This is a genomic window from Marinobacter panjinensis (assembly GCF_005298175.1).
GTDB classification, from domain to species: Bacteria; Pseudomonadota; Gammaproteobacteria; order Pseudomonadales; family Oleiphilaceae; genus Marinobacter; species Marinobacter panjinensis.
Genome location: NZ_SZYH01000001.1, coordinates 738,913 through 764,396 on the forward strand (window position 1 = coordinate 738,913; position 25,484 = coordinate 764,396).

General features: G+C 50.1%; 21 protein-coding genes. 2 read left to right on the forward strand and 19 right to left on the reverse strand.

Annotation, left to right across the window (positions count from 1 at the left end; all coding sequences use genetic code 11):
- Positions 1-70: 70 nt before the first annotated feature.
- The gene (locus tag FDP08_RS03340; RefSeq protein ID WP_170978963.1) at positions 71-1,120 is read left to right on the forward strand and encodes a glycosyltransferase; all 1,050 of its coding nucleotides are present in this window, start codon (positions 71-73) and stop codon (positions 1,118-1,120) included.
- Positions 1,121-1,126: 6 nt separating this feature from the next.
- Here the strand turns inward: FDP08_RS03340 and FDP08_RS03345 are convergent, their stop codons facing one another.
- The 12 genes from FDP08_RS03345 to FDP08_RS20680 all read right to left on the reverse strand — a co-directional run bounded on the left by FDP08_RS03345 (position 1,127) and on the right by FDP08_RS20680 (position 16,724).
- A complete protein-coding gene (locus FDP08_RS03345; protein ID WP_137434611.1) occupies positions 1,127-3,169 on the reverse strand; it encodes an acyltransferase family protein in 2,043 nt (680 codons plus the stop codon).
- A gap of 16 nt (positions 3,170-3,185) precedes the next feature.
- Positions 3,186-4,742, reverse strand: a complete 1,557-nt coding sequence (xrt, locus tag FDP08_RS03350; RefSeq protein WP_137434612.1) for an exosortase — start codon at positions 4,740-4,742, stop codon at positions 3,186-3,188.
- 21 nt (positions 4,743-4,763) lie between these two features.
- Positions 4,764-5,960: a GNAT family N-acetyltransferase gene (locus FDP08_RS03355; protein ID WP_137434613.1), complete on the reverse strand. Its 1,197-nt coding sequence runs from the start codon at positions 5,958-5,960 to the stop codon at positions 4,764-4,766.
- Positions 5,903-6,799, reverse strand: coding sequence for a glycosyltransferase (locus FDP08_RS03360; protein ID WP_228263222.1), 897 nt, complete (start codon positions 6,797-6,799; stop codon positions 5,903-5,905). The genes FDP08_RS03355 and FDP08_RS03360 overlap by 58 nt, the downstream gene beginning before the upstream one ends.
- An 8-nt stretch (positions 6,800-6,807) precedes the next feature.
- Positions 6,808-7,689, reverse strand: coding sequence for a glycosyltransferase family 2 protein (locus tag FDP08_RS03365; protein WP_137434614.1), 882 nt, complete (start codon positions 7,687-7,689; stop codon positions 6,808-6,810).
- A gap of 38 nt (positions 7,690-7,727) precedes the next feature.
- Entirely contained in the window at positions 7,728-8,165 is a 438-nt protein-coding gene (locus tag FDP08_RS03370) for a GNAT family N-acetyltransferase (RefSeq protein ID WP_206077266.1), read from the reverse strand.
- A 127-nt stretch (positions 8,166-8,292) separates the two neighbouring features.
- Positions 8,293-9,570 carry an ATP-binding protein gene (locus tag FDP08_RS03375; RefSeq protein ID WP_137434616.1) on the reverse strand — a complete coding sequence of 426 codons (1,278 nt, stop codon included), beginning with the start codon at positions 9,568-9,570 and terminating at the stop codon, positions 8,293-8,295.
- Positions 9,563-11,503: an asparagine synthase (glutamine-hydrolyzing) gene (asnB, locus tag FDP08_RS03380; RefSeq protein WP_137434617.1), complete on the reverse strand. Its 1,941-nt coding sequence runs from the start codon at positions 11,501-11,503 to the stop codon at positions 9,563-9,565. Before asnB ends, FDP08_RS03375 begins: the two co-directional genes overlap by 8 nt.
- A gap of 51 nt (positions 11,504-11,554) precedes the next feature.
- Positions 11,555-13,066, reverse strand: coding sequence for an oligosaccharide flippase family protein (locus tag FDP08_RS03385; RefSeq protein ID WP_137434618.1), 1,512 nt, complete (start codon positions 13,064-13,066; stop codon positions 11,555-11,557).
- A gap of 51 nt (positions 13,067-13,117) precedes the next feature.
- Complete coding sequence (locus FDP08_RS03390; RefSeq protein WP_137434619.1) at positions 13,118-14,725, reverse strand: hypothetical protein; 1,608 nt, start codon at positions 14,723-14,725, stop codon at positions 13,118-13,120.
- A 33-nt stretch (positions 14,726-14,758) separates the two neighbouring features.
- Positions 14,759-15,904 carry a glycosyltransferase family 4 protein gene (locus FDP08_RS03395; protein WP_137434620.1) on the reverse strand — a complete coding sequence of 382 codons (1,146 nt, stop codon included), beginning with the start codon at positions 15,902-15,904 and terminating at the stop codon, positions 14,759-14,761.
- Positions 15,905-16,097: 193 nt separating this feature from the next.
- On the reverse strand, positions 16,098-16,724 hold the full coding sequence (locus FDP08_RS20680; protein ID WP_137434621.1) for a GNAT family N-acetyltransferase: 627 nt from the start codon (positions 16,722-16,724) through the stop codon (positions 16,098-16,100).
- 200 nt (positions 16,725-16,924) lie between these two features.
- Here FDP08_RS20680 and FDP08_RS03405 point away from each other — a divergent pair, with 200 nt between their 5' ends.
- Positions 16,925-17,638, forward strand: coding sequence for a hypothetical protein (locus FDP08_RS03405; RefSeq protein WP_137434622.1), 714 nt, complete (start codon positions 16,925-16,927; stop codon positions 17,636-17,638).
- A 17-nt stretch (positions 17,639-17,655) separates the two neighbouring features.
- On the opposite strand, the gene FDP08_RS03410 is transcribed toward FDP08_RS03405, so the two are convergent.
- Genes FDP08_RS03410 through FDP08_RS03440 form a run of 7 tightly spaced genes read right to left on the reverse strand, consistent with a single transcriptional unit; the run spans position 17,656 to position 25,447 of the window.
- A complete protein-coding gene (locus FDP08_RS03410; RefSeq protein WP_137434623.1) occupies positions 17,656-18,594 on the reverse strand; it encodes a polysaccharide deacetylase family protein in 939 nt (312 codons plus the stop codon).
- Complete coding sequence (locus tag FDP08_RS03415; RefSeq protein ID WP_137434624.1) at positions 18,554-19,615, reverse strand: GNAT family N-acetyltransferase; 1,062 nt, start codon at positions 19,613-19,615, stop codon at positions 18,554-18,556. The genes FDP08_RS03410 and FDP08_RS03415 overlap by 41 nt, the downstream gene beginning before the upstream one ends.
- Before the next feature lie 40 nt (positions 19,616-19,655).
- Positions 19,656-21,038, reverse strand: coding sequence for an O-antigen ligase family protein (locus FDP08_RS03420; RefSeq protein WP_137434625.1), 1,383 nt, complete (start codon positions 21,036-21,038; stop codon positions 19,656-19,658).
- Entirely contained in the window at positions 21,035-22,090 is a 1,056-nt protein-coding gene (locus tag FDP08_RS03425) for a polysaccharide deacetylase family protein (RefSeq protein WP_137434626.1), read from the reverse strand. Before FDP08_RS03425 ends, FDP08_RS03420 begins: the two co-directional genes overlap by 4 nt.
- Positions 22,090-23,229 carry a glycosyltransferase gene (locus FDP08_RS03430; RefSeq protein WP_137434627.1) on the reverse strand — a complete coding sequence of 380 codons (1,140 nt, stop codon included), beginning with the start codon at positions 23,227-23,229 and terminating at the stop codon, positions 22,090-22,092. The genes FDP08_RS03425 and FDP08_RS03430 overlap by 1 nt, the downstream gene beginning before the upstream one ends.
- Before the next feature lie 25 nt (positions 23,230-23,254).
- Positions 23,255-24,145, reverse strand: a complete 891-nt coding sequence (locus FDP08_RS03435; RefSeq protein WP_137434628.1) for a glycosyltransferase family 2 protein — start codon at positions 24,143-24,145, stop codon at positions 23,255-23,257.
- Between the two features lie 9 nt (positions 24,146-24,154).
- Positions 24,155-25,447, reverse strand: coding sequence for a glycosyltransferase (locus tag FDP08_RS03440; protein ID WP_137434629.1), 1,293 nt, complete (start codon positions 25,445-25,447; stop codon positions 24,155-24,157).
- Between the last annotated feature and the right edge of the window lie 37 nt (positions 25,448-25,484).

A 25,484-nucleotide genomic window follows, 5' to 3' on the forward strand; every position in this document is an offset into this window, starting at 1 on the left:
CAGGCCCTGTAGTACAATAAAACCCCGCTGATTGCGGGGTTTTTTATGCTGCATGAAGGAATGCTATCTGGTGCGTGTCAAAATCATTTACACCATGTCCGGTCGGGGCCTCCATAGGGATGCTGAGTTATTAGCTTACGTATTCAAATCGCTGGGGCATGAAGTAAGCTCGCAGTCGGTCCAACCCGCGTCCCAAAGAGCTTTATGGCTCGAAAGAAAGTGGTATCGGGCTGTCGAAAGAATGCTGCCTCCTGCTCTCCGTGACTCCACCCTTACGCTACAGAGGCAACTAAGGCTGCTTATCAATGGTAGAAGCCCCTTCGACCTGATAATTCATCTTCAGAGCATCCAGCATCGGCACCTACATAAGAACTGCGCCCAGTGGCTCGTACCCAATCAAGAATGGTTTTCTCACAGCCAGCTCCATTATCTAAAAGTCTTCGATGCCGTTGTATGCAAAACCAGGGAAGCTTTGCACCTCTTTTCCCGTTACCACACCAATGTGCAGTACACAGGTTTTTCATCACCTCTGATTTCCCACCCTCCCCCAGTACCTGAAAAAAACTTTCAGAAAGCGCTTCACGTGGCGGGGAACAGCGGCTTCAAGGGGACAGCTGCCCTGGTCAGGGTATGGCGCAAACATCCGGAATGGCCACAACTGACATTGGTATGCAATCAACTTCCAGCCCACGATGAACTACCGAACAATATCGAAGTACTTTCAAACATATCTGATGACAACCTTGCAGACCTTTGGGCAACTGCTGGCATTGCTATCCTGCCCTCAGAAGTGGAAGGATTCGGGCAGATTCTGGTGGAAGCTCAGGCATACGGATGCGTAGTCGTCACAACTGACGCGCCACCAATGAATGAAGTGGTCGACCCTTCATTTGGCATTCTGGTGCCCTACCACTCTACTGGAGCATTCCGAATGGGGGTTCGATACTTCGTCGACCCGGATGGGTTGGAGCATGCGATCCAGGAGCTTTGGAGGCACAAAGATGCAGACCTGCATAGAATGTCCTTCGACGCAGCACAGAACGCCACGGAGAACGACAAGGCTTTCAGAAGGCGCATTAAATATTTGATTTCGGGGCTGGAGCGCTCTACGTCAATCTGACAGAGGCTATCTCAAAGAGAGACCAGGCTCCAGTTCGATCATCTGTAACTCCAGAACTGGAGCCAACGACTCCATGTACGCCAAAGAAATATGGTGCCGGTCCCTGTAAACCTGAATATTCCCAATTACCGGATGACAAAGATTTTCATCACAAAGATAGTCCGACAGATCCAATAACGAGAGGCCCTCTTGGCTTTTGGCAACTTCTATCGAAGGATTGATCTCTGCCAGGACTTCCTCACGCCCAATCTTACAACGCGGAGAACCAGGGCCAAACACATCAACGCACTCTGCAGGGGAATAAACGCCTTGCCACCAGGGGTTATCCCTCACGCCAATTACCTCTATCCCATGCTCTGAAAGCATCTCCCAATAGTCCACGTATCCAGCAGGAACATGTTCGTTTCCTCCTTCTGCTCTAGTAGCCATGGTAAATACGTAGTCCGGCTTTGTTTCAATTAACGTGGCCAGAACGTTCTCATTCCACTCCAGGCAATCCTGATTACTTCCATCCTTAAGCTCTGCGCTGAACCAACATTCGCTCTTGGTAAAATTCAATATTTTCCAACCTTGCCTGAGCGCAATCTTTTCCAGGGCGGGAAGCCACTGTGCGGAGTGGCTACCGCCAACAAGTGCCAAACTTATCTTTCCGTCACCATCACCATAAACACAGTAATCGGCATCGGTTCCCTTCTGCTCCTTGTGACAGCCATCGAAATAACTTTCGGGGATGCTGTTATGGACAGTAAACGGATCGGGGTATACAGGTGGTTGGGAGTGGTATTCATCGTTATCCTGTTGGTCCCAGTTACTGGTGGCGACAGCGACTGCACCAGGATATGCACCCTCTCCGGGGATTACATCCGTCTGGAAAGCGTCAGCTTTACGCTGCGCAACTGTATGGGCACTCCATGCCCCAAAAACCAGAACAGCAGGCATACAGCAGGTTAAACCAAATACGAAAGCTCTGGACGGAAAACGCTTACCAATGGCAGAGAAACGGGCTGGCTCCTCGACTACTCTGGCAGTTATCCAGGCAAGGAGACCCGATACTCCAAGCACGATAAAACCATCCGCTATGTCTGCCTGAGTAGACCCCTGCAGTAAAAGATAAAAAGTCAGGACTGGCCAATGCCACAGATAGAAGCTATAGGAAATATCACCAAACCAGGTAAAAAAGCGTGATGACAAAAATGCACCAGCACCAAATCTGTCGGCACTACCGCATACAATTACCAGACACGCTGCCACCGTCGGCCACAGAGCTGCATATCCAGGAAAAACAGTTGATACCTGTAACAAAAGGCCGCAGCTGATGATTGCCAGAACCCCTACCCAACCAAGAACCAGCCTTACCGATCGCGACGTCCCAAGATAAGGAAGGGCGAAAACCAGCAGTCCGCCCAATGCAAACTCCCACATTCGGGCAAACGTATTGAAGTATGCAAATGCCTGATTCGTATAGGTTGAGTAGACAGAGTAAACAAGAGAACTGGTAAATATAATAGCCAATACACAGGGAATGAGAACCCCCAGTGACAGACGAAATCTGCGGGCCACAAACAGTATCGCCCCAATCAGCAAAGGCCACATCAGGTAAAACTGGCCCTGAACCGATAGCGCCCAATAGTGCTGGAACGGATTGGCCGTCTCCCGATCTGCCAGGTAATCAACAGCACTGAAAGCCTGCTGCCAATTCTCCATATACAGAATGGCTGCCGCACCCTGCTTAATAATCGGTATCCAGTTCACTTTTGGCAGCAGGAGGAAAGAGGCAATCGCGGTAACCGTAATAACCAATAGCGCTGCCGGGATTAAGCGCTTGATCAACCCGGCCCAGAATCTCAGGAACATGACATTTCCCTGAGCCTGAACCTGTCTAGCCAAGGACCCTGTTATCAAAAAGCCTGACACCACAAAAAACACATCCACACCACCAGAAACTCTGGCAAACCAGATGTGATAGATGGCTACAAGTATCGCTGCAATCGCTCGCAGACCCTGAATTTCTGGCCGATATCCTGAGGCAGGAACTCGATAATCTTTCATTCCATTGATGTCCTGGTTACGGCCTATATTGCTGGTTAACGGCCTGTACTACTGAGTCAAACGTATTGTCTATCAAGTCCGCAAGCCTGGCCTGTCGGTCGCATTCATCACAGGAAACGCCATAAAGAATCCATGAGGCGTCAGTTCTTTTATTGGCAAAGCCTCGGACCTGCGCAAGCTTCGCCCTGAGATCGTCAGTTTCCCAAAACCCTTCCACATAATAGGTGTAAGCAATATCGATTGTTTTGCCGGTTGCGCGATTTCGTATGGTAACGCCACGGAAAGTTGCTGGGCCAGAAACGTCAACCTCATAGAGATCTTCGGTATGCCACTCTTCCCTGTTGTAAAGACGATTGGAATATTGAATCAATTCGGCGGAATGGCGCTGATAATCGTAACTGTACACGGCGCTGTATAAGGTTTCCGATGCCCCGGCACCCTCACTCACCTTAGTGCGATCAAAAAGCGTTTGCACATAGGCCCGGTCCGGATTACGTACCCTGGGGCGCCAGCCTTCAAGCCTGTTCGAAAACAGGGTGCCATATTGCTCCCCGTCCAGGCGAAGGTCCATCGGTGCCGGCTCTGCCCGTACATTTCGCTCTGTCGAGGGAAGTAAAGCCCAGAATGCCAATGGTAGAGCCACCATCGCCACTACACCCGTTGTTAGCCGTTTAATGCCGTGATAGGGGGTGGGCTGCGTATGGGCTGCAACCTCCGCAGTGGCATTTGTTTGCTCCAGGGCGGAGGTTTCAAGCCAACGGCCAACAAAGAACAGCGGAACCAAGGTGCCTGCAAAAACCCACCAACCAAAATTGTCATGGTCCTCGATCAGGCTGGTTTGCATGTTGGTTTCGTAACCCATGTAAATAATAACAAACACACGGATCCAATTGGCCATCAGCGCTAGTGCCACACCTACAGCAAATAGAACTACCCTTGACCGCAGGCGCGTGAGATTCAATTCCCCATAGAGCAACGCCAGTGACTGGCCGACCAGGAGGTAGCGCAGCCCAGAACACCCATGGGCTATCTCAAAGGCGCCCACGCCGATCAGGTAAACAAACACTCCCTCTACACGGAATTCAATATTCATCATTCCGAGTAGCAACTGATTGATTTCGACCGTAATGACCTGGAGTGTCCAGGACAGAAAGTCCCAGACGGGCACTGTAAAGAACAATAAGCCAATGGGAATGATAAAATGGCGAACCTGCCTCCAGCCCATAAACACGGCAAGCACACCAAGCAGGAGAGGCACCACTACAAGCTCCCGAGCTGCCTGAATACGCAGGATATCCCCAAGACCGTATCCGATCAGCGCCAGAAAGAATGGCAGGAGCCAGATGGGGTAAAATCCAGGGCGCACAGGATGGTTCAGACAGGTGCGCACCACAAGAAACAGGGAAACCGCCAGCATCAATAGACCGTGCGAATACGACTCATCAAATTTGAGCCACCGGCTGACAATACCCTCAAGCGTCGGAAAGGTAAGCCATGCAAGCGCAGCAAAACTGAGAACAAAAGGGAGCATCAAGCGACCAACCTGTGCCCACTGCATCCTTTCCAGTGTCATAACTCTCTTCCTTAAAACTGACTACAACCGGAACACACGGTTGATTCGAGAAACCAGATTTCCCGGCAACCAGGGTCGGCAGTGATAGGCCGCCCTTAGTATTGGGGAACGCACAAAATCCAGCGTCGGAAAATCGACCTGTTGCCCATGAAAGTGCGACTTGTAGAATGTTTTCTTACCAGAACCTGCCAGTAAATCGTAACAACAGACTGAGGGATGGTGAAACGCCCTTTCAATGGCATACCCCAGGTGAAGCGTGCCAAGTGACAGCTTACGGTGAAGGCTCTCATCGTACCCGGATTGTAGATTATAGATACGTTCCCCGGCTCTTATATCGTACAACACGGAAACGACTTTGCCGTCGGCCACCAAACCTGACAACTCCGGCCTTTGGTTACTACCCAATCGGCCCAGTAACTTCAAGTGAAATTCAAGCGCTTGTCTGTCGAAACAGGGTTTGCCCCATCGCCTCTGATGAAAGTCATTCAGAGAATCCATGAAACGCGACTGGGACACCTGGTCCTCTTCCACAGGTTGCCAATGACCACTTAACTCCTTCTCGAACACAGCTCTGCGATTGAATGCCTTGAGCCGGGTATTGGCCCCAAGGGATTCGGCCCATGTTCGAAATGATCCGGTAGTGTCCACCCGGATACCCTGGGATTCACTGCGAAGTAACGGGATTGCATTGCAATGCTCAGCGAGCGCCTTACCAAAGGTGCCACCATTGATTTGCTGACTGTCCGGGATCATCAACTCATCCCACTCAGTGGCACAAAGATAACGCGCCACCGCGTCGGCGACCTCTCTTTCCCTTTGAGGTTCAACGATAAGCCCTACGTATTCAGTGCGCACCGTAGGGCTTACCCGCCAGGCATTTCCGAGAAAATGCAGCCTGGTCACTTTCATTCCGATCGCGATACGAAAGCGGTGACGATACAGAGGCGCGATACCAACCAACTGTTTTCCATCCGGAAGGTATACGCCAAGCAAAACCAACTCGAGGCCGAGACGGCTCCCCCAGGTTTCCCACCAACTGTAGAGCCAGGGCCAGCTCATAAACAGTGGATCTGCAGTACTTGTATGCAGAAGCCTTGCCCAGTCCTTCTCAACAGAGCCAAATTCCTTTTCACTGAGCGCTCGTACCTCTAACCTGACACTCACGGTATCACCGCCCTGAGAGTGACTTTCGCTGCCCCCCGCCAGGGGCCTGGCCATAAAGCGTCTTGCCTGATCGACCGGCCGATGTCCCTGTAGGCCTCCAGATAAGACTTTTCCGAAGCCAGGAACCGGGCACGCCGTAAATAGAAGTGACTCAAACCGCGACACCTTTGTTCCGAGGTAACTGAATCGGGATAGGTCTCAAGAAAGGAAAGCAGGATCTTCTCATTTGCATAAAGACGCCTGCGTTTATCGGAAGAAATCTGGTGTTCCATTACCCTGTAAAAGCCGAGAACTTCGGCCAGGTAATAGAAACAATACCGGGTAGACAGTCTCAGCCAAAGGCCATAATCCTCTGCCAACCGGTCCGCCTCATCGAACCCGCCCATAACCTCGAAACACCCGCGGCGGGTCATGGTGGTGTTCATGCTGACAAAGTTATCTTTCAAGAGCTCGGGCGTAATAGCCCCGGAATACCGGCGCATCCGGTTGAGACCAAGCTCCCTTCCCCACTGATCGATTTCAATATAGTCACCGTAAACCACATGGCATTCCGGGTTTTCCCGAAATACCTCGAGAGACTTCGCCAGTTTATCCGGCAACCATGCGTTATCGGAATCGAGAAAACAGACAAAGTCACCCCGCGCCTCTCTTATCCCGCGATTGCGGGCAACACTCTGCCCCTGGTTCGGCTGTCGAAAATACCTGATTCTTGGATCACCGGCATACCGTTCCATAAGCTCAGGAGTAGCATCCGTGGACCCATCGTCAACGACCAGTAGCTCGAACCGATCTACAGTCTGAGCCAGAACGCTCTCAATCGCATGGTGAAGATAATCAGCACGGTTAAAGGTCGGCGTTACAACGGAAACAATTGGTTCTCTCTCAGTCATCATAAATCCATTTACCTGAGCGTTACTGCTGCTACACCTCTCCACACCACTTTTCCAAAGGGCCGGTGCCTCAGCGCTTTGTAGAGCTCTCTGAACGCTTCTTTTTTTCGGCCCACTGCAGCAAGGTAGCGTGCCTTACGCACATAAAACACCGCGAAACCGGCGTTGAACTCCTCTTCACTCACGGCATCCGGGTAACTACGCCTGAAGTCATGAATAATGGCTTCATTGGATGCAAACCGTGCTGTCTTGTCTGAAGAAATCTGGTCGTCCATAACACGGTAGTAGGCCCAGAATTCGGGAACATACAGAAACTGAAATTGGGCAGAGAACTTTAACCACAGGTCGTAATCATCAGCTACCCGTCGCTGACCACTCATCCCCCCCATATCATCAAAGCATTTTCTACGTGCCATGGCTGTATTCATGCTCACGCAGTTATCCCGAAGCATCCATTTTGCGATATGGCCGGAATAACGGGTCATATTGTGGCGGGTCAGCTCAACCCCGTTTTCATCAATGGTGATGGTATCGCCATAAATGACATCAACCTCGGGGTGCTCATCAAATAGCGCAACCTGCTGTTGTAGCTTTTCAGGGGGCCAGTAGTTGTCAGAATCAAGGAAGCATATATATTCGCCTCTGGCTTCAGCCAGGGCCCGGTTTCTTGCGACGCTTTGCCCCTGATTCTCCTGCCGGAAGATTCTGACACGGCTATCCTTCGCTTCGTAATCCGCAAGAATTTCCGAAGAATTATCCGTTGAGCCATCATCAACTACTATCAGCTCAAAATCGCCGAACGTCTGCGCCAGAACACCGTCAATGGCCTCCGGCAGAAAATCAGCCCGGTTATACGTGGGTGTTATTACTGTCACCAGGGGGTTCGATTCCATGGTCCCTGCCCTCGATTTGTTAGTGATCCGTCAGTGTGTCAGTAGTGAAAGCGAACCGGCTTCCCCAATATGCGGAAATAGATGAAAACACGATCCAGCATGAAGCCTGCCTTCCGTATACCCTTTATTGAACCGGTATTGTTCCACCTGGTCGCGACATAGATTTCATCTGTCCAGGCCTCTTCCGCCAATCCTTTCAAAATCGCCTGATAAACCCCTTTGCCTCGCCAATGTGAAAGTGTGTAACAATCGTATACGTAAAAAACAGCCCGTTCCAATGGCAAGCGGCTGTCTACATAGGTAAAGCCGAGTTCGTTCTGTTCACGCCCCCAACCAAAGCCAGCTATCTCTCCATCCGATACCACGCAAATCAGGCAATTACCCTGGGAAAGCCGATCCCGCCAATCAGGGCAATACTCATCCAGTGCGTCAGGCTGCTCAACGTTGTCAGCTGAAGCAATCAACCGGCTTTCCATGGGTGTTGACATTCTCTTGACCCAAACCGTATCCCGGTACACCAACTGCACCTTGATGTATCTGGACAAACCCTCGCGCAGAAGGTGGGACAACCCTCCCCAGACACCAAATCGCTGAATCGGGCCCCTAAGCTTTCCTGACAACTCCATGTCTCCGTATCCGGCGTTTTATGTAGCTTACAGACTTATCAAAAAAAGACTTTATGTTGGTTAAAACCAACCCGAGCGTGAGGCCCAGATCCTTTGCATTGAAATGATCAACCACAACCTGGTCCCGCGATCTGAACGCCCGAACATAGCTTGCAATAAGACTGCCAAAGTCCAGATTCCCGCGCAGAGAATTAATCACGCCATCGGTGATATCTCCCGGGTATCGCAATGTTTCAAAGTAGGTGACGCCTCGGCTTTTTCCGTTAACATGAAACGTCTCGCCCGACAGATCCGCCGCATAAAACCAGCCATGCTCATGCCCGCTCGCGCTCAACAGGTAGGCATAACCGGGCAGCCTTGGGTTTACCTCCGTGAGATAGAACTCATCGTCCTGCCTCGAGTAAATGTACTCAACGTGTGCAAATCCACGCCACTTGTAGGCACTCAGCAATTCTTCGGTGCGCTTCACAAGTCTGGCTTCAGGTTCGAGAACACCACAATACATCCTGCTTGTGGGTGTACCCTGCTTGCTCAGAGACGTTCGCACCCGCTTAATGGTGACGGAGTCAACAAGCTGCCCGGCCCTGTTGTAATAAACCTCGCAGCTCCAGTTATCTTCCATGCCTGAATCAACCCATTCCTGCACCACGACTCCGGATTCATTCAGCCGCACACTCTCCTTTTCAACAGCCTGCCTGATTTCGCCAATAGCCGATGCCAACCCACTTCGCGCGCCTACCTTGCGATAATTCCCGCCAGCCAGAGCCGTTGGTTTAACAACGACCGGCCATCGAAGTGAGTCAATAATCGCAGGGTCCTGCTCTATTTCAGTGATGGAGAACGTTCTCGCTACAGGTATTCCCATGGCGGCACAGGCCCGGTTGCAACTGTACTTGTCAAACAGGGTATCGAGAGAGTCCTGTGCCGGGACATTAAGAAGAAATCCTTCTGCCTCCAGCCTGGTAGCGTAGCGCGACAAGAACTTTACGCTGAGATCCCCGGATGGAACGATCACCCCCTTTTCGGGCAAGCCTTTCAGAAAGTCAAAATACTTTTCAAAGCTTTCGTTCAAAGCAGGAGAGCGGAGCCAGGTATCCAGGTGCCATGAGAAACGCATGGGGAAAAACGTTGACGTTGTGAGCCCGATCACGCGATAGCCGTGACTGGTCAGCGAATAGAGCACGCCTTCAGCGCAGCGCTGCTCGCAATCCATCAAATATACAAGTCTGTCCGTCAAAGCCGCTACCCTAGTCACGTTGTTCGTCCAGCCAAGCCTGAAACATCAGGATTCCCCACAACTGAAAACTGTAATCTTCCCTGCCGGACAAGTGCTCATTCCAGAACCAGCGCACCGTCTCAACCTGCCAGTAGCTCTGTTCCCGAAGCCGGGCGGAGTCCAGCAATGCCTCTGCCCACTCCCGTAACGCACCACGCAGCCAACTTGCGATGGGTACGGCAAACCCCTGTTTGGGCCGGTCTATGAGCTTCCGTGGTACGTGGCGATAGAGAACCGAGCGTAGCACCTGTTTGCCCGTTCCGTCCTTCACGTTGAGACTCGTTGGCAACCCCAGCGCAAACGACACCACCCGATGGTCCAGCATGGGAATCCGGGTTTCCAGGCTGCAGGCCATGGCAGCACGGTCCACCTTTACCAGTATGTCGTCCGGCAGGTACCAGTTAAGATCCCGCCACATCAGCGTTTTCATGTCATCGCCCGGAATTACTTCCGGCAAAGGTGCATTCAGGCCATAGACTGGCTCGTCAGCCACAGCCACCGCCCGGCCCGGGTAGGGCCAGAGCGACACCCTTCGGCGGTAAAACTCCGACAGATCACCCGCTCCCGCAACAGCCCGGGTTTCATCCAGGCGAAAACTGAAGCCACCACTGCTACGCTGCCGCTGCGAAGGCATTAAAGCCCGCGCAGCCGGCACGGAAAGCCACTCAGGCATCCGGGCGAACAGGTTTTCCGCCCTGGACTTCAAAGTCCCCTTGCGATTCCACGCGCCAACCGTGCCCGGATACCGGGTATAACCACAAAACAGCTCATCCCCACCATCGCCAGACAGCGCCACCGTCACTTTCTTGCGGGTCATCTCACTGACCAGAAACGTGGGAATCTGGGAGGAATCCGCAAAGGGCTCGTCGTACATTTTTCCCAGCAGAGGAATCACCTTGAGGGCATCCTGCTCTGTCACATACAGCTCAGTATGGTCCGTGCCCAGATGCTGTGCCACTGCAGCCGCATGTTCTGCCTCGTTAAAGCCTTCCTCGTTAAAACCAATACTGAATGTCTTTACCGGGGTCGACGCCTGCTTCTGCATCAGGGCAACGACGGTTGAGGAATCCACGCCACCAGAGAGAAACGCCCCCAAAGGCACGTCAGATATCATCTGTTCACCAATCACCTCCGTGAGCAAGTTTTCCAGATGGTCCGCAGCCGTATCCAGTGTCCAATCGTGAGTCTCGGCAAACTGATCCTCAAGGCGCCAATAGCGAGAGGGTTCCGGCAGAGATCCGGATTCAAGGCGAGCAAGGTCGATAGCAATAAACGACGAGGGCGGCAGTTTGAAAATACAGGAATAAATGGTATGCGGCGCAGGAATAAGATTGTGCCGTACCAGTAACGGTAAGGCGCTGCGGTTGATCTCACCTTGCCATTCTGGGTGTTGTTGCAAGGCCTTGAGCTCAGAGCCAAACACCAGGGTATTGCCTTGCCAACCATAATACAGGGGCTTTTCCCCCATACGATCCCGGGCCAGGTATAACCGCTTTTCCTGTTGGTCGACCAGCGCAAAGGCAAACATACCGGCGAATCGCGTAAGTGCGGCTTCCACTCCCCAGGCTTCGAAGGCGGCAAGCATCACTTCTGTATCCGAGTGACCGTTAAAATACGCGCCTTCCGCGACCAATTCCTCTCGCAGCAACTGGAAATTGTAGATTTCACCGTTGTACGCAACCACGAACCGGCCAGAAGCCGATGACATGGGTTGGGCGCCAAGGGGGGATAGATCCAGAATGGATAATCGGCGATGGGACAGGCCGACTGACAAGGCATCATCCAGCCACACTCCGCCAGCATCCGGCCCGCGATGGATAATAGCGTCGCCCATCTTCCTGAGCGTTATCTCGCAGGAATCCCTGTCATTACTGTTATCGCCAGTCCCGGCAAATCCTGCAAAACCGCACATCCGTTTACGTCTCCATTTCAATCCATTTCAAAGTGAGCGCCAGCTGAAGCGTTATCGCCTCCCGGGCAGCAGCCGGAGCAATACCTCACGGTCTTCCCTGCCCATAGCGAAAACCCAGTAGACCAGACTATACACAAGCGCAGACACCAGTACTGACAATACAATATCCAGATAACCCTCAAAACCATGGGTGGTGCGGAACCAGAAAAGGCCGCCCCCCATCAGCGCTACCGGAATAACCGCTGGAAGAATCGTGGCTCGGAAGTAGTGAAGCATCGAGACTTCCAGATTGTGGCACACTACATAGAGGTATAGGGGCATCACCACAAACACTGGAAGCACTGACCCTAATGCGGCACCAACCACGCCGTACTCCAATACCAACCAGATACTGAGGCCGAGGTTCACCAGCGCCGCAGGTGGAGCGACTTTTGCAAAAATGACATGCTGGTTAATGGCCGTAAGATAACGGCTTGCAAACGGGTTCAGCATGGGTACCACGGTGTAAGTAACCAACAGTACCAGAATGGCATCCACGATCACCGGATCAAACTGCCCCTCCATCCAGATACCGATAAACGGTCCGCCAATCAGGCAGATACCTACGCCCATGGGAATGATCAGGCCCACCAGCAGTTTACTGGCCAGCAGGTAAATAGCTTTGATTCGGTGTTGCTGGCCACGGGCGCTCAAGTCACTAAAGAGTGGCATGAACGTGTGGCTCAGTGTCATGGTGATGCTTGAAATATACCCGACGAGTGTTGCTGGAATAGTGTAGACAGGAATCATCGCGGGTCCAAGTATAGTGCCGATAACGAGACGATCAGACATTTTCTCAACTTTGCCGGCCGCTCCCTGAATGAAGGATTTCAGACCAAAAGACAACATTTCGCGGAGCTTTTCGACAGAAAAGTATCGCAGATTCGGATAAATAGTACCGAGTGCCGGTTTCAGAAGAACGATACCGAAAATAACCAACTTGATCGCCTGAGATATCGCGACAAGTCCAACCAAAAGAACCAGGCCGTTCTCCGGTGTCATGTGAAAGTAAGCTATTACAGCAATGGATATCGTGGAAATAATATTCACCATATTCTTGAAATAGTATCGCTGCAGACCTTCAAGATAGCTCTCGGTGACTAATTTGGGGAACACGAATATTAGCTGGGCGCCGATTAGCAACAAAAACAACATATACTTTGTTGCCTGTTCGCCGTCCTGTGGATCCAGTACTTCAGGAAACGCAAAGGCCCATATCACGAAGAAAACAGATAGAACCAATCCCACGAAAAACATGAAAACAAGACTGCAAGAATAAACAGTCAATAAAGAAACGCGCTCCCCCCTGGCATTATGCATTGACGCGAACCGGCTAATGGTCGGCCTCATACCAAGATCCAGCATCCCCATGTAACCGACGAGGGCAAGTACCATCTCTCGGAGCCCGTAGTCGTGATGCCCCATGAGCTTCAGATATATGGGAGCCATGATAAAGGTCACAACCATGCTGACGATCAGTTGTGCCATATTAGAGCTGGTATTTACCAGAAGGCGTCTCAACATCTTATAGTGCCTTGTAAAGTTTCGATATCAATCAAAATCCAGTTAGATGGTTCATTTGAACCTGGAGAATACAGATTTAAAGACACGCCTCGCCAAAGCAAACGATTTCAATGCGTACCAGGTGATGGCCGGTGCCGGATCAGTAGAAACCCACAGAGCATCAGTCAGAACAGCGTGATCACGAAATATACGGCGGTCTTCAGCTGTATGTTTACCCTGGGTCAATCCCCGAAGCCGGCTTAAGAAAACCAATGAAACATCCATCCATGTGGCTTTGCGATGACCCAATGGGGAATACAGATTGGGGTAACCAATGGCATACAGGAATGTGCTAGCAGAAAGGTTTACCCCGGCAGCCTTCGCCAATGAACCACAATTTTCCGCACGTAAATTCGATTCAATATAATAAAGATCACCGGTTACATCGTGAGCCTTGAATTCAACCGCAAGGATTCCTCCGGTACCCAGAGCTCGAAAGGCCTTCCCGGACGCACTTTCAAGTTTGGGGTTATACGTCGTCTCACCAAGCCCGATACAACCTCTGCCATCATCTGTGAGCTTTCTTCCTGTCACAGCGCTGCGAATATTTCCGCTTTCGTCACACGATGCCATCGTAAAAAGTATGCATTCATCCCCACCCGGAACAAACTCCTGAAGCAACACTGACGCCCTGCCATTACCGAAGAACAATTGATCCATTCTTTTCCTGAGTTCTAGATCACTTCCGGCAACAAAGGTCTTTCCAATAAAACTGCCTTTCTTGACCAGTTCCGTAGGCTTGCAGATGACCGGGAACCTGAAATCAGCAATGACAGCGTCCAGGTCGCTCATGCTCTCGATCACATGACTTTGGGGCACAGTTACGCCGGCTGCTGCTACTTTGTCCAGCTGTGTCTTTTTGTCGGTGAGACGGTCAGATAGTACCGGGTCATTTGGTGCCACTACCCAATCCTTGACAGTTTCCCAGACTCTGGCCAGCAAACCGATGTCAAGATCACCTCCTGTGTATACAACAGGCTTGGCAGTGGTCAGTTTCGAAATTTCCGAAATACAGGCAACCACATACTCATCTGAACGCCCCCGGCAATCGAATACGTCCCTAACGTAACGACAGGAACGCGCAACAACAGGGGGTTCGTCTCTGGTCAAAATGCAGTAAACGGCAATGCCACACTCACCAAGCGCTCTCGCCTGGGCGAGAAGATTCGCATTCGCTCTGCCGACAATAATCGCAGGAGAGACCGGCTCCGGCACAAAAATATCAACAGGGAAAGACGCAAGGATGGCTCGCTCGGTCAAAGACGCTTTGGGCTTTATGGAACCCGCGACTTTAAAGCCTGCTTCAATCAGGGCATCGACGACCCTGCTGTTTGGCGAGACCCGGACGAGAACCAGAACAGACGCTGAGTTTTCCAGTATCGGGAGCAATCCATCAGACAAAAATTGACCACTTCCCTCCAGGCCCGTGTCATGCTCCTTGGCGGACAATATGAGTTCAGCCACGAAAGTCCCTTCCACGCTCTCTGGAAAGGAGAACTCAAAGTCATCTATTTGCTTCAACCGGTATTCGCCGCCCAGCTTCAGGCTTGAACAAACCTTCTCTATGGAGCTGAGGGCATTGCTGAACCTGCACGCAAACACTATCTCGTTATGAGGCATCCCTGGCGCTCCAAAAATCGATCTGGGAGATTGTTAAGCCGTCTTCGTTGAAGGGGGTAATAATTGATTATAAAGCTCGGCCAATTCCGTCGCGGGGCGATTCACATGGAACCTGACGACCGCCGTATTTTGATAGTCAAGAAACTCCCTTTTTCTCGATGGCAGGTTCTTCATTTCAGAAACAATGGCGGAAGCCAGATGGGCGGAATCTCCCACAGTGACCTTTTGGGCCGGTGAACCATCAATCACTTCTCTGAGCCCAATGCACTCCGTACCGATAATGGGTGTTCCGGCGGCGAGTGCTTCCATAGCAAGTAGCCCACAAGCCTCCCAACGGGAAGGCATAGCCACCACATCGACAGCCTTCAGGGCCGAGGGCATGCTGTCTGTCTGCTCGGCCTGATGAAAGTAATTTCCCAGGCCTTTTTCATTCAGGTACTGGTAATCCTCCCGGATGAATCCGCCCCAGCCGAAAGTCACTACATGCGGCACCACTTCCAGCCGCCGGTTTTCAATGATTTCCTCCACGGCATCGACCAGCACGCGAAACCCCTTCTGCCCCATAAAACGGCCGAAGAATCCGATCAGGGGTGTGCTTTCATCAATGCCCAATTCCGCGCGCAGGTTTCGGGTCTCTCCATCCCGGAAATACTCCGTATCCACCCCATGGAGGATGCCCTTTACCCGAGAACGTTCAATACCGGGGAAGAACTCCAGCAGATTAGCCCTGGCATCATCGGTAACCGTATGAATCGCCGTCATGCGGTTAAACAACATCGCCATCATCCAACGCCTGGATCTCCCCTTCAAGCCGGCGAACTGGGACGGCAGAAAAACATCGTGGGCGGTCATCAGGTGTGGACAATCAATACCGGTACGCGCGAGCTCCGTAAGCAGGCCAGCAGCGAAACCGTGGGAATGCACCAACTGGAAATCACCGGTTCTCAGCAGCCGACGCATCTGGCGAACAAACGCAAAGTGCCCGGAACCAGCCCAGACAACGGTGATGCGACCTTCGGGAAGATGCGAGCTGATGTAATCGCTGAGCCCATTATCTGGCGCAACCAGAACAAAAGAACAGTTGTCGAAACAGGGTTGGCTGTAGATGTACCTGAAGAAGGTGCGAATGCCCCCGCCGGGCTGGAGAGCAGACATCAAAATTCGCATTGCCGATTCCATCCTGGATTAAGCTAAATCATGGGCTGTCAAGAAAATGCCGTTTAGTGACAGTGATATAAACTGACGTCGCATTATGCGGCAACCAGCTAGAAATGTCATACCGGAAGTGTTAAAGCAAAAAACCGTGGCAGTGTGCGGCCCAGCCAAAGAGGGAATAGATGGTACGTCAAAGGCACCATCATGACTGCGTCCCTCAGATTGAAGGAAGACGTTGTTTGCGAAATCCTGAATGGACGCGGGATCGACGAACACCAAGAATCGACATGGTAACCTTTTCACCGACCGGCTTGAAACCGACCTTCAAATGAGCCTTGACCGACGCGGGCCTGGTATACCAAACCAGTGAAACACATGCATTGAAGCCCCTGTCTCTCATCGTGCTACAGGCATATTCAACGAGAACAGACCCAAGACTTTTACCTCGAAAACCCGGATCAACAAACAAGGTGGATATCTCAAACACCGGCCCCCACTCTGGCATTAGCCCCCAAAGTATGTTCCTCGGCGCCACTTCGCTGCACCAACAGCCCCCGACGACCTGACCGGAAAGAGAGTTTATTGCGAGGATGCAGGGGATCTTTGCTTTGAATCGTTCACTCACCATAGCTCTTCGCTGCTCGAGGGAAAGCCTTCCCGTCAATTCATCTGGTAATGCCCCGGCGACAGCCTCAATATCGCTGCTGCTTGCCTCCCTCAACTCAATCCCATCCGGAACCCCTGCTTCGGTATCAGGTTCAGTTGGGCGACCGAGCACAACCCATGCCCGCCTTGAGAAAAGGCGGTTCCTGGCGCGGTATACAAACAGTTTAAAACCCACCATTACATCTACTACCTTGAATCAAAGCCTCAACAACACACAACAGGAAAACCTGTTGCAATCAGACCTACAACTGCAGACGATGCATTATGAGACAATCAAAGCAGAATGTCATAACCTGAAAGGTATAGACTAAAAGGGACTGAAAGTATCGAATTGCCCGCAGGTAGTTAGCGAGCCCATTTCCAAAGGAGCTGGAAACCATGGCACCGGATAGCGTCACACTACTATGGACAGGCGGATGGGATTCAACATTCCGCCTTCTCCAACTACTACTGATAGAAAAGCGAAATGTACAACCTGTGTACGTAATGGATGTCAGCCGATACAGCATGAACCGTGAGTTGGATACGATAAGCCAAATTTCTGCCATGGTGCGACAAAGGCTCGACTCGGGTGTCACCCTTTATCCAACAAAATTTTTTCTCTCATCTGATTTCCCGGAAATTCAAGAAATCAGAGACCGGTATCTTGCGTTGAAAAACAAATACCATGTCGCCAGACAATATTATTGGCTAGCCTTGATCGCTGAAAACCAGCAGTGGGAATCCGTTGAACTGAGTATGGTGAGAACCCAGACTCCCAGCGACCTAGAAACCGCAATATTCAACAATATTGAGGGTGAAAACCCTACCTTGAAGGATTCTTGGGAAGCCGAGTTATTCAAATACTGGTCTTTTCCTCTTCTAACAACAAAAAAATCCGAAATGAAAGTATTTGCAGAAGAAAATGGTTTTCTGGATATTTTATTAAAGCGCTGGTTTTGCCTGCGCCCCATCAGAGGCAAGTGCTGCGGTGCCTGTCTCCCCTGTGAGGTTGCTCAACGTGAACAGGCCACAGAAGGCGTGGAGTTCATCCATCCGGCAGAAACAGCGGCAAGAAAGCTTTACAGAGAGACGAAGCGACTATTTACTTAATCGCAGTAAATTGAGCTTTAGATTAACGAAAGAAATGGAAAGCGAAATTCATCTTTCGGAGCGATGGCCTGAAACTTTTGCTGCATTCGTAAACGCTGGAGTGTTTGGTGGGCCAACCCCAGCAAACTCCCCCTCAACGGGTCGCGATACACCCTGATTCGAGAGGATATCCATTCCTGCCCCTGATTTTCAGCATTGATACGCCTTACCAAACGAAAGGGCGCAGGACTGTTGCACCCACGCAATGTCGAAAATTGAACCTCGAAACCAACCTCCTTTGCAACTTCAATCATTTCCAGGCCAAACTGTCCCTTAGGCCAACAAAAGAGATTGGATGGCTCACCTTGTTGATGGCTCAGTATTATCTGGCTCTTGTACAAATCCTCTCTAAGCGCATCAAGGATCATTGGCCACGAACGCTGGTTATCCCACCAAGATCCATGGGTATGGGAATGACTCGCAAGTTCCACCAAACCCGATGCCTTTGAAGCTAATAATTCGGACCAGCGCATAACCACGCCATCCTTAGCAGAACCCTTTACCGAAGCCATGGCCTCCTCGTGTGTTGGCGCTTCCCAGCCAGAACCTCCCAAATCGCGCCTTACAGTGCCCTCACCCGGCCAGGACGTCACCACAAAAAATACGGCCTTCGCGTTGAATTCCTTTAGCAATGGCAGCGCGTATACCCAATTGTCCAGCCAGCCATCGTCAAACGTCAGCAATACAGAGGGCCCCTCAAGCGTCAAACTGCCCTGCCTCCATTGATCAAATTCTGAAGCAGAAATTGTCCGGATACCGGAATCTGCAAGCCATTGCAGTTGGATACGGAAATTCTCGGGCGAAACCGTATGAGCCCCCGGTGTAGGGGAAATATGGTGGTACATCAACGCGGGAATAGCCATATCATCCCTTTCATTAGCCCCGATTAATGATTTTGCCACCTTCACCGATGGCATCCATAAAGATCCTGTCTGCAACGGGTTTCTTGGCCCGCTCGGCCTCAATAACCTGTGTTCCCATATCGGGGATGGCTGACGAACTGTTCACTGGATTTGCCAGACCATCCAAAGCCTTCTCAAGCTCCAGGGCATGCGCCGATTCTAATTTATCAGCATACAAGACTATTGCCTTGCCAACTCCCCTAATATTTTGCTGCTGCACAAAACCTAGCGCAGCCTTGATGGAATAGCGTGGCTTGACCAACGGACAGCGATGCGCTGATGCCCGGAGAACAACAGGTTTTACAGAAATACCAAACTTTGAGAACGCCCTCGCTATTCCTTTCAACCGCCCAAAATCATAACCTAGCAGAACTAACGTAGGCATTCCGCATGCCAGTGGCAACTTATCCAGGCGAATGTAGGGAGTGAACATTTTCATCTGGCGCCCCAAAACTGTTGTTTGTCGCTTTTCTGCGACCAGCAACGAGCCCGACTGCAAATTCATCTTCAACGAGTCTCTACGGGAATACCAGACATAAGAAATAGCATTCCGAAATCCCTTTTCTGCCATGCAGGAAATTGCAAATAGCCTTAACGCCTGCCCTAGCCCACGCTTTCTGGCCTTTGGAGTTACAAAGGTATTGACCATCTCAAAGCATTCACCCTGAATTTCTCCGAACAAGTAATTCGGGATTTCTTTTACCGGGATGCACCAGGTTGCACCAAGAACCTCTTCTCCCTCGCCAATCAGGAAACAGGGGGTATTTCTTTTTCTACGGGCGAAAAGTTTCTGGCGCTTAACCTTTTCTGGCCAAGTACCAGAAAACTCTCTTGGATAGATTTTTACCAGCGCTTCATAATCGGAACTGCTAGCCATTCGAAACCATATATTAGCTTTCTGGCTTACTGCCTTTCCGGGATCACAAAAGGCCTGATCTCCAATCGGCTTTATAAAAACAACCCACTTATAAATCGAAAATATGTTTCGGACAATTTTCCCAATGTAGTATCTTGAATAAAAAATATAATCTTTCATTTTTCTCAACATACCATTGCTAAAGTCAAAACTTTTTTTACTATTTTCTGAATGCCTGCCAATCTCTTAAACGAGAAGCCAAAGCATATCTATTAGATAGCACTTTATTAGCGCTATTATCAGCGACCATAGGTTCGTTAGACGATTTATCAATATCCAGAAGTCTACCAAATGCTATAACCAGGCCACCAAACAGATACCAATAATATTGCGACAAGCCCCAATAGTTAATACTATACACTGCATACATCCAGAATACTGCAATAAGAACTTTATTCAATCGATAGTAGAAATCCTGGTTTGAATAATTCCTATTCTTAAAGTCTTCTCTAACTCTCGAAAGCTTTTTAGCAATTTTTATCAAAAATCTCAAAAACAAAACAAAGCCGATTAACCCAAGCTCGATTATTAGCTCGGCATACAGATTGTGGCTTGCCTGAGTAGAACCACGCTTGTGAAATTTAGCCTCCTGCGTTGTCCCAAGTCCGTGACCCACAACGGGCCGAGTCAACCCAAGCTTAAATTCTCCTATCATGCCTTGGATCCGACCTTCAGCTGACGCACCTCCCTCTGCGTCCCTATCTATGAGGGAAAGATACCTATCCTTCTGAACTGGCGTCATCACGGAGATACCTGCGACCACAACAAAAACCGCTAAAATGCACAGCGAGAATTTCTTACTGGACTCTTTAAATACTATGAATGCAACAACCAGCAATGCAATAAAACCACCCCTGGACATCGTAAGAATAAGGGCATAAAGAAGCGCAGGCATAAGCGCCAAATACAAGGCTTTAAACTTCCACCCCAATGGCCATAGAAGATAATGCAGGAAAGGAACAATTGTTGCGATTACAAACCCTAATTCATTGGGATTTATTACATCTGCTGGTGCTCCGGATAGCCGATTTGCAAACTCACGTGTACTAAGAAAAGTAGCGCTTCCCCAATAGTCCTGAGTGATATTCATGTACAAAGGTTCAAGAACACGAAAAACCTGGCAGGAAACGAAGACAATAAGAAACCATTTCAATCGTCTTTCAGTATCAATAATCAAAGCTGTGAAGAAAAGAAAAACAATTGCTTTTACAAAGGGGTCGAGATTATTTCGGAAAACACTTCCCGGCCACTCAACAAGAGGAAGACTTACGACGATATAACCTAGAAGAACCAGAACAGATTTAAAAACAGGGTCTTTAAATCGGCCCTTAAACTTCTCTCTCTGAAGGAAGAGCAGCACTGAAATAATCCCCACCGCTAAAAGCGTAGGGCGGATTTTTCCATACCACGGGAATCGAGAAGAAAACCTTATAAAAAAATCAACAATAAAGTATAAATAAATTACGAAAGTAGCCGAGTTAACAGTTTCTCCTACACGGGAACCGATAACGCCGATGTGCTGGTTACTTATTACTCTGTTCATAGTGACTTGGTCGGTTGCTCAGTTCCAGCGAACTCTTCAAAGTTACCACTCAACCTCACCGCTCCTCTAAGTTTATGCCCTAAAAGCTCCACTCCAGATACAGCCTTATAGAACTGGAATGAATTATCACCACTCACATGGCGTCTCATTAAATAAGGATCACGCGCACCCTTTGAATCAGGAAATGCTGTAACGGCGCCAAGGAATCCGGCTTCCCTGACTATCCTCGGGAGAAACTGTTGAAAATCTGAGGGCTGCCCATTCGGGTAACAGAACGTTCTCTCATGGTATCCAAGATGCTCATTGAGGTAATCCCGACATCCAAGTATCTCATCATAAGCCTGAGACTCAGTGACTCGACCAAGGGATGGATGAGTTACGGTATGGCCACCAATCTCAATACCAGAGTTCTGCATTTCCTTTAATTCATCGAGAGTCAAAGGCGCATATTCTGCAGGAATCCGGGATGGAAGATCATGGCCGAGCAACGATGCCAGGTCAGCAAGAAACTGATGCTTTTCCTGATCCGGTAAAGAAAGCGAGTAGTCGACAATCCTCTGCCAATACTTATCGTACGAAGATCCTTCCAGGGAGCCCCCGGAGAGGAAAAAGTTGCCCAGACTCAGTTCCGGAATGCTAGTCGACTGCTTTAATAGCCAGGTAATCTTGTCCGGCCATAGCCATAAATCTTGAGCAATAAATCCGGTCGTGACAAATAGTGTGGCGGGCACATCGTATTTTTTCAGTATAGGGAATGCATACTCATAGAAGTCACGGTAGCCGTCATCAACGGTAATAATTACTGCATGGTTGGGCATCTTCCCATTGTCACGCTGATACTGCATCAACCCGACCAATGAGAACGGATTGTAATTCTTTTTGATGTAACGCACCTGCTGTTCAAAATATTCGGGGCTTGCCCAGCCTTTTACCGATGGGCTTGCGAAACGATGATACATCAGGATACGAGGTTCTTTTTTGCACAAAGCCCTGGCAAAACCGTATCCGCCCAGGGGCCCCAATTTGCGGACAGCTTTCGAAAATACTCCCATTATTTTTGCCCTCCTTGAGCCACCAGGTCAGCGTATATCTCTTGGTGCCTGTTTACCATCGCATTCATGCCAAAGGATTTCTCCGCGTACGTCCGTGCTTTTGCACCCATAGATTTTCTCAGGGCGGCGTCATTTACGAGGACATTCAGATGCATTGCCATTGTTTCAATATCACCGCATGGGTACAGATACCCGTGTTCTCCGTGTTTAACTGCCTCTGGATTGCCTCCGACGTTGCTGCAGACCACTGGCAGACCGGCTTGCATGTACTCAACAATCGCATTGGAAAAACCCTCCGATTCCGAGCAAAGTAAGCCAATATCCAGCGCAGACAGACAATTTTTGGCGTCATCCCGAGCACCGAGAAAGTGGACGCGAGCATCATCTACTTCAAGTTCCGCCGCGAGCCTTTTCAAGGCACTGGAGTTACCGTCGCCAATTACGATCAAGTGCAGATCCACACCTTCCTGGCAAAGCACCCTTAGCGCTCTTATGGCATCTGCAATTCGCTTAATGGGTCGGATATTTGCCACGATCCCCGCAAAAACAGCTCCGGAATACTCTTTCCTCAGCGAAGCAAGGTCCTCCGGTACCGAAGAGCCACTTATTGTATTTTCATACCCATTATGGACAACCTGTATTCTTGAGGGTGGAATTGGCTCCTTTCTCAATGTGACTTCTTTTACTGCCTGACTGTTTGTAACTACGAGGGAAACAAAACGACCAGTCACCGCCAACATAACCAGGTAGGGCTTGGTATACCAATAACCCATATCTCTACGAGATATAATGCATTTTATGCCACACAATCTGAAAATCGGCGGGCAAAGTACGGATGGGTCATTGAAAAAGATATGTGCCAGCCGCCCACCTTCTTTGCGGAAGTCGCGGGCAGCCTTCCATAATGCGAACCATGTTGAAGGGGAAGCCATACGGCTTTTGCCTAAGATCTGATAGTCACACGGAAACCCCTGTTTTTCCAAGTATTCTGAATCCCTGAAAACTAAAAGTCTGGGTTTAAAGCGGGCCCTGTCCAGGCCTTTAATTAGCTGAAATAGCTGCCCTTCTGTGCCCGCATTGGGGTTTCGAAAATGGTCAATAACAAACAAGATTGGACTTGGTTCATCCTGATGAGCCATCTACTACGCTTCCTGCATCGATGATTCAGATCCTCTCGCGCCCCGTCAAAACGTTTAACGCACGCAGCGGATCAAGAGCCCCTGATAGTAACAAATGTGGAAGCGCTTTGAATCTGTTTCCCTCTCTCCAATACGTTTGACCAAGCCGGAAGTTCAGTACTGCCTTGCGCTTTCTGACAGTACTACTGTGGTAAGGGTAGCGTTTGCTAGCTCGCTCTAGGATAGCTAGTCCTGTTTTCCAGCGCCGCTCAAGCCCCTTGGCACTGATGGAGTCACCATGTTTCCGGTAATAGAATGCTAACTTTGGCAAGTACGCCACTCCTGTCGCCTCGAAGATCCGGATAACCATATCGTGATCTTGGCCGGCCCGGAAGGACTCTTCGAACTCGCCGACCTGGTTCATGACAGAGCTTCGAATGAGCGCTCCGCCAGGCAGGGCCATATAGCAATCGAGGAGTATCGCATTGGGATCGCCCGATTCCGTATGATCATCACCTGGCACCTTGAAAAGGAAACCGCCATTGGCATCCACTGCATGCCCCTGGCCGTATACCATTCCGATATCCTTGTGCTGTTCGAGAAAATCTACCTGGTCGGCCAATTTAGTTGGAGCAAACATATCGTCGCTGTCCAGGATCGCAATATAGCGCCCGCCGGCATGCCGCACTCCAACGTTTATGGAGGCTGACTGCCCCAGGTTTGCGTGCCCCGGGTGCGTCAACAGCGTCAACCTTCCTTCACTCTCCCACTCCTGAAGCTTTTGGTAGCTGGAGTCTGTAGATCCATCATCCACAACAATCAGCTCAACGGGGTCATAGCCCTGAGCCAGCACGGACTCAATTGCCTCATTGATATACGCTTCTCTATTAAAAGAAGGGATAATCACCGAAACAAGATTGTCAGTTACAGGTGTCAACGTATGCCCTTATTGTGTATACATTTCATTAAAATGAGGTAGCTCGCACCCTATCTTTGACAAATACTCGTAATCCGCCCTCAGGCGCTCATGGGCAGATTCGTCGAAGTAGTGAAAGTCCAGTCGCTGACTGTAGAAAGGCTCCAGATTCTGACTCCATTTCCTACCACTTGAAGCCGACCACTCCTCCAGCATTCCATTGAGTTTTCTGGAGTTAGCCTGGGCACTGATTGTATCCACTGAAGTTCGCCGCACGGTTTCATGTTCAGTGAAGCTCATAAATTCAGTTATTTTCTCACGCAAATCTGAGACTGAACTTACCAGAGCCCCGGTTTGTTGATTGATCAAGCTCTTGGTACCAATGTGAGCATTCCTGAACATAAGCACGGGAGTGCCGGCCATGAGAGATTCAGCAACCGAGATAAACGACCCCTCACGAAACGACATCGCGCAGAACATCTTTGCCCTGCGGAAGTAACGCCTCAACTCTTCCTGACTGGGATCCTCGACGATTGCAACCCGGTCCTCAACTCCGTATTCCCGAGCCTCCTCTAGAATACTATCTGCCGTACGGGACCCCAAGGGCACCCCCACACATGTAGCCGTAATATTCTTCGGCAATCCGCTTAGTGCCTTGAAGAGAAGCCAGTGTCGTTTGAACCCTGCAAAATTGGCCACCATTAGGCAGTCGATATCCCGTTCCAGTGGAGCCCCCTCAAAGAATGAGGCGTTGACCCAACTGGCTGCGTTGAAAGGCAATGGATGACAATTATCTCCCAGGTTTTTTACCAGTGCTCGTTCATGGCTGTGTACCGGCATGACAAACACCGGCTCTGTGCGTGCAAAGGACGCGAGCCGGAACAGCTCAGGAGAGTACAAACCTGTCCAGGAGGGAATAAAAACAATGTGGTAACGTTCCAAAATCGCGAGACCTAAACCAGCGTCCAGAATACTCCGTAACTGATTTTCGAAAGATACCAGCAACACACCTTTCTCAGACGGCGACACATAAGGTTTGATGACCGCAGTGTATCTCAGGCATATCCCTGAGGTTTCAATCTCAGCTGAAGCACTGTTTACGATCGTGGCATACCTCAACCCTTTAGAAATTTGCTTCCGAAGAAAAGGGGAAGATGGGAAGTGTGAAAGCAGATTGGAAACTCTCTCCAGATTCCGAACTTCAGGAATGCCGCCTTGCTGGTGGTGACCGGACCTTAGCAGGGCACCAAGTATAAAACGCCAGCCGGACAGATTCAGTTCCCTGGCAACATTGAAAGCTTCGCGCTTAAACTTCCCTGTCATCAAAACTCCGTATATATCGCTTATTGCTAATTAAAAT

Bases quoted from the DNA above. Each gene is read 5' to 3' on its own strand.
- FDP08_RS03345 (WP_137434611.1), bottom strand. From the start codon at position 3,169: ATGAAAGATTATCGAGTTCCTGCCTCAGGATATCGGCCAGAAATTCAG.
- xrt (WP_137434612.1), bottom strand. From the start codon at position 4,742: ATGACACTGGAAAGGATGCAGTGGGCACAGGTTGGTCGCTTGATGCTC.
- FDP08_RS03355 (WP_137434613.1), bottom strand. From the start codon at position 5,960: ATGGCCAGGCCCCTGGCGGGGGGCAGCGAAAGTCACTCTCAGGGCGGT.
- FDP08_RS03360 (WP_228263222.1), bottom strand. From the start codon at position 6,799: ATGATGACTGAGAGAGAACCAATTGTTTCCGTTGTAACGCCGACCTTT.
- FDP08_RS03365 (WP_137434614.1), bottom strand. From the start codon at position 7,689: ATGGAATCGAACCCCCTGGTGACAGTAATAACACCCACGTATAACCGG.
- FDP08_RS03370 (WP_206077266.1), bottom strand. From the start codon at position 8,165: ATGGAAAGCCGGTTGATTGCTTCAGCTGACAACGTTGAGCAGCCTGAC.
- asnB (WP_137434617.1), bottom strand. From the start codon at position 11,503: ATGTGCGGTTTTGCAGGATTTGCCGGGACTGGCGATAACAGTAATGAC.
- FDP08_RS03385 (WP_137434618.1), bottom strand. From the start codon at position 13,066: ATGTTGAGACGCCTTCTGGTAAATACCAGCTCTAATATGGCACAACTG.
- FDP08_RS03390 (WP_137434619.1), bottom strand. From the start codon at position 14,725: ATGCCTCATAACGAGATAGTGTTTGCGTGCAGGTTCAGCAATGCCCTC.
- FDP08_RS03395 (WP_137434620.1), bottom strand. From the start codon at position 15,904: ATGGAATCGGCAATGCGAATTTTGATGTCTGCTCTCCAGCCCGGCGGG.
- FDP08_RS20680 (WP_137434621.1), bottom strand. From the start codon at position 16,724: ATGGTGGGTTTTAAACTGTTTGTATACCGCGCCAGGAACCGCCTTTTC.
- FDP08_RS03405 (WP_137434622.1), top strand. From the start codon at position 16,925: ATGGCACCGGATAGCGTCACACTACTATGGACAGGCGGATGGGATTCA.
- FDP08_RS03410 (WP_137434623.1), bottom strand. From the start codon at position 18,594: ATGCCATCGGTGAAGGTGGCAAAATCATTAATCGGGGCTAATGAAAGG.
- FDP08_RS03415 (WP_137434624.1), bottom strand. From the start codon at position 19,615: ATGAAAGATTATATTTTTTATTCAAGATACTACATTGGGAAAATTGTC.
- FDP08_RS03420 (WP_137434625.1), bottom strand. From the start codon at position 21,038: ATGAACAGAGTAATAAGTAACCAGCACATCGGCGTTATCGGTTCCCGT.
- FDP08_RS03425 (WP_137434626.1), bottom strand. From the start codon at position 22,090: ATGGGAGTATTTTCGAAAGCTGTCCGCAAATTGGGGCCCCTGGGCGGA.
- FDP08_RS03430 (WP_137434627.1), bottom strand. From the start codon at position 23,229: ATGGCTCATCAGGATGAACCAAGTCCAATCTTGTTTGTTATTGACCAT.
- FDP08_RS03440 (WP_137434629.1), bottom strand. From the start codon at position 25,447: ATGACAGGGAAGTTTAAGCGCGAAGCTTTCAATGTTGCCAGGGAACTG.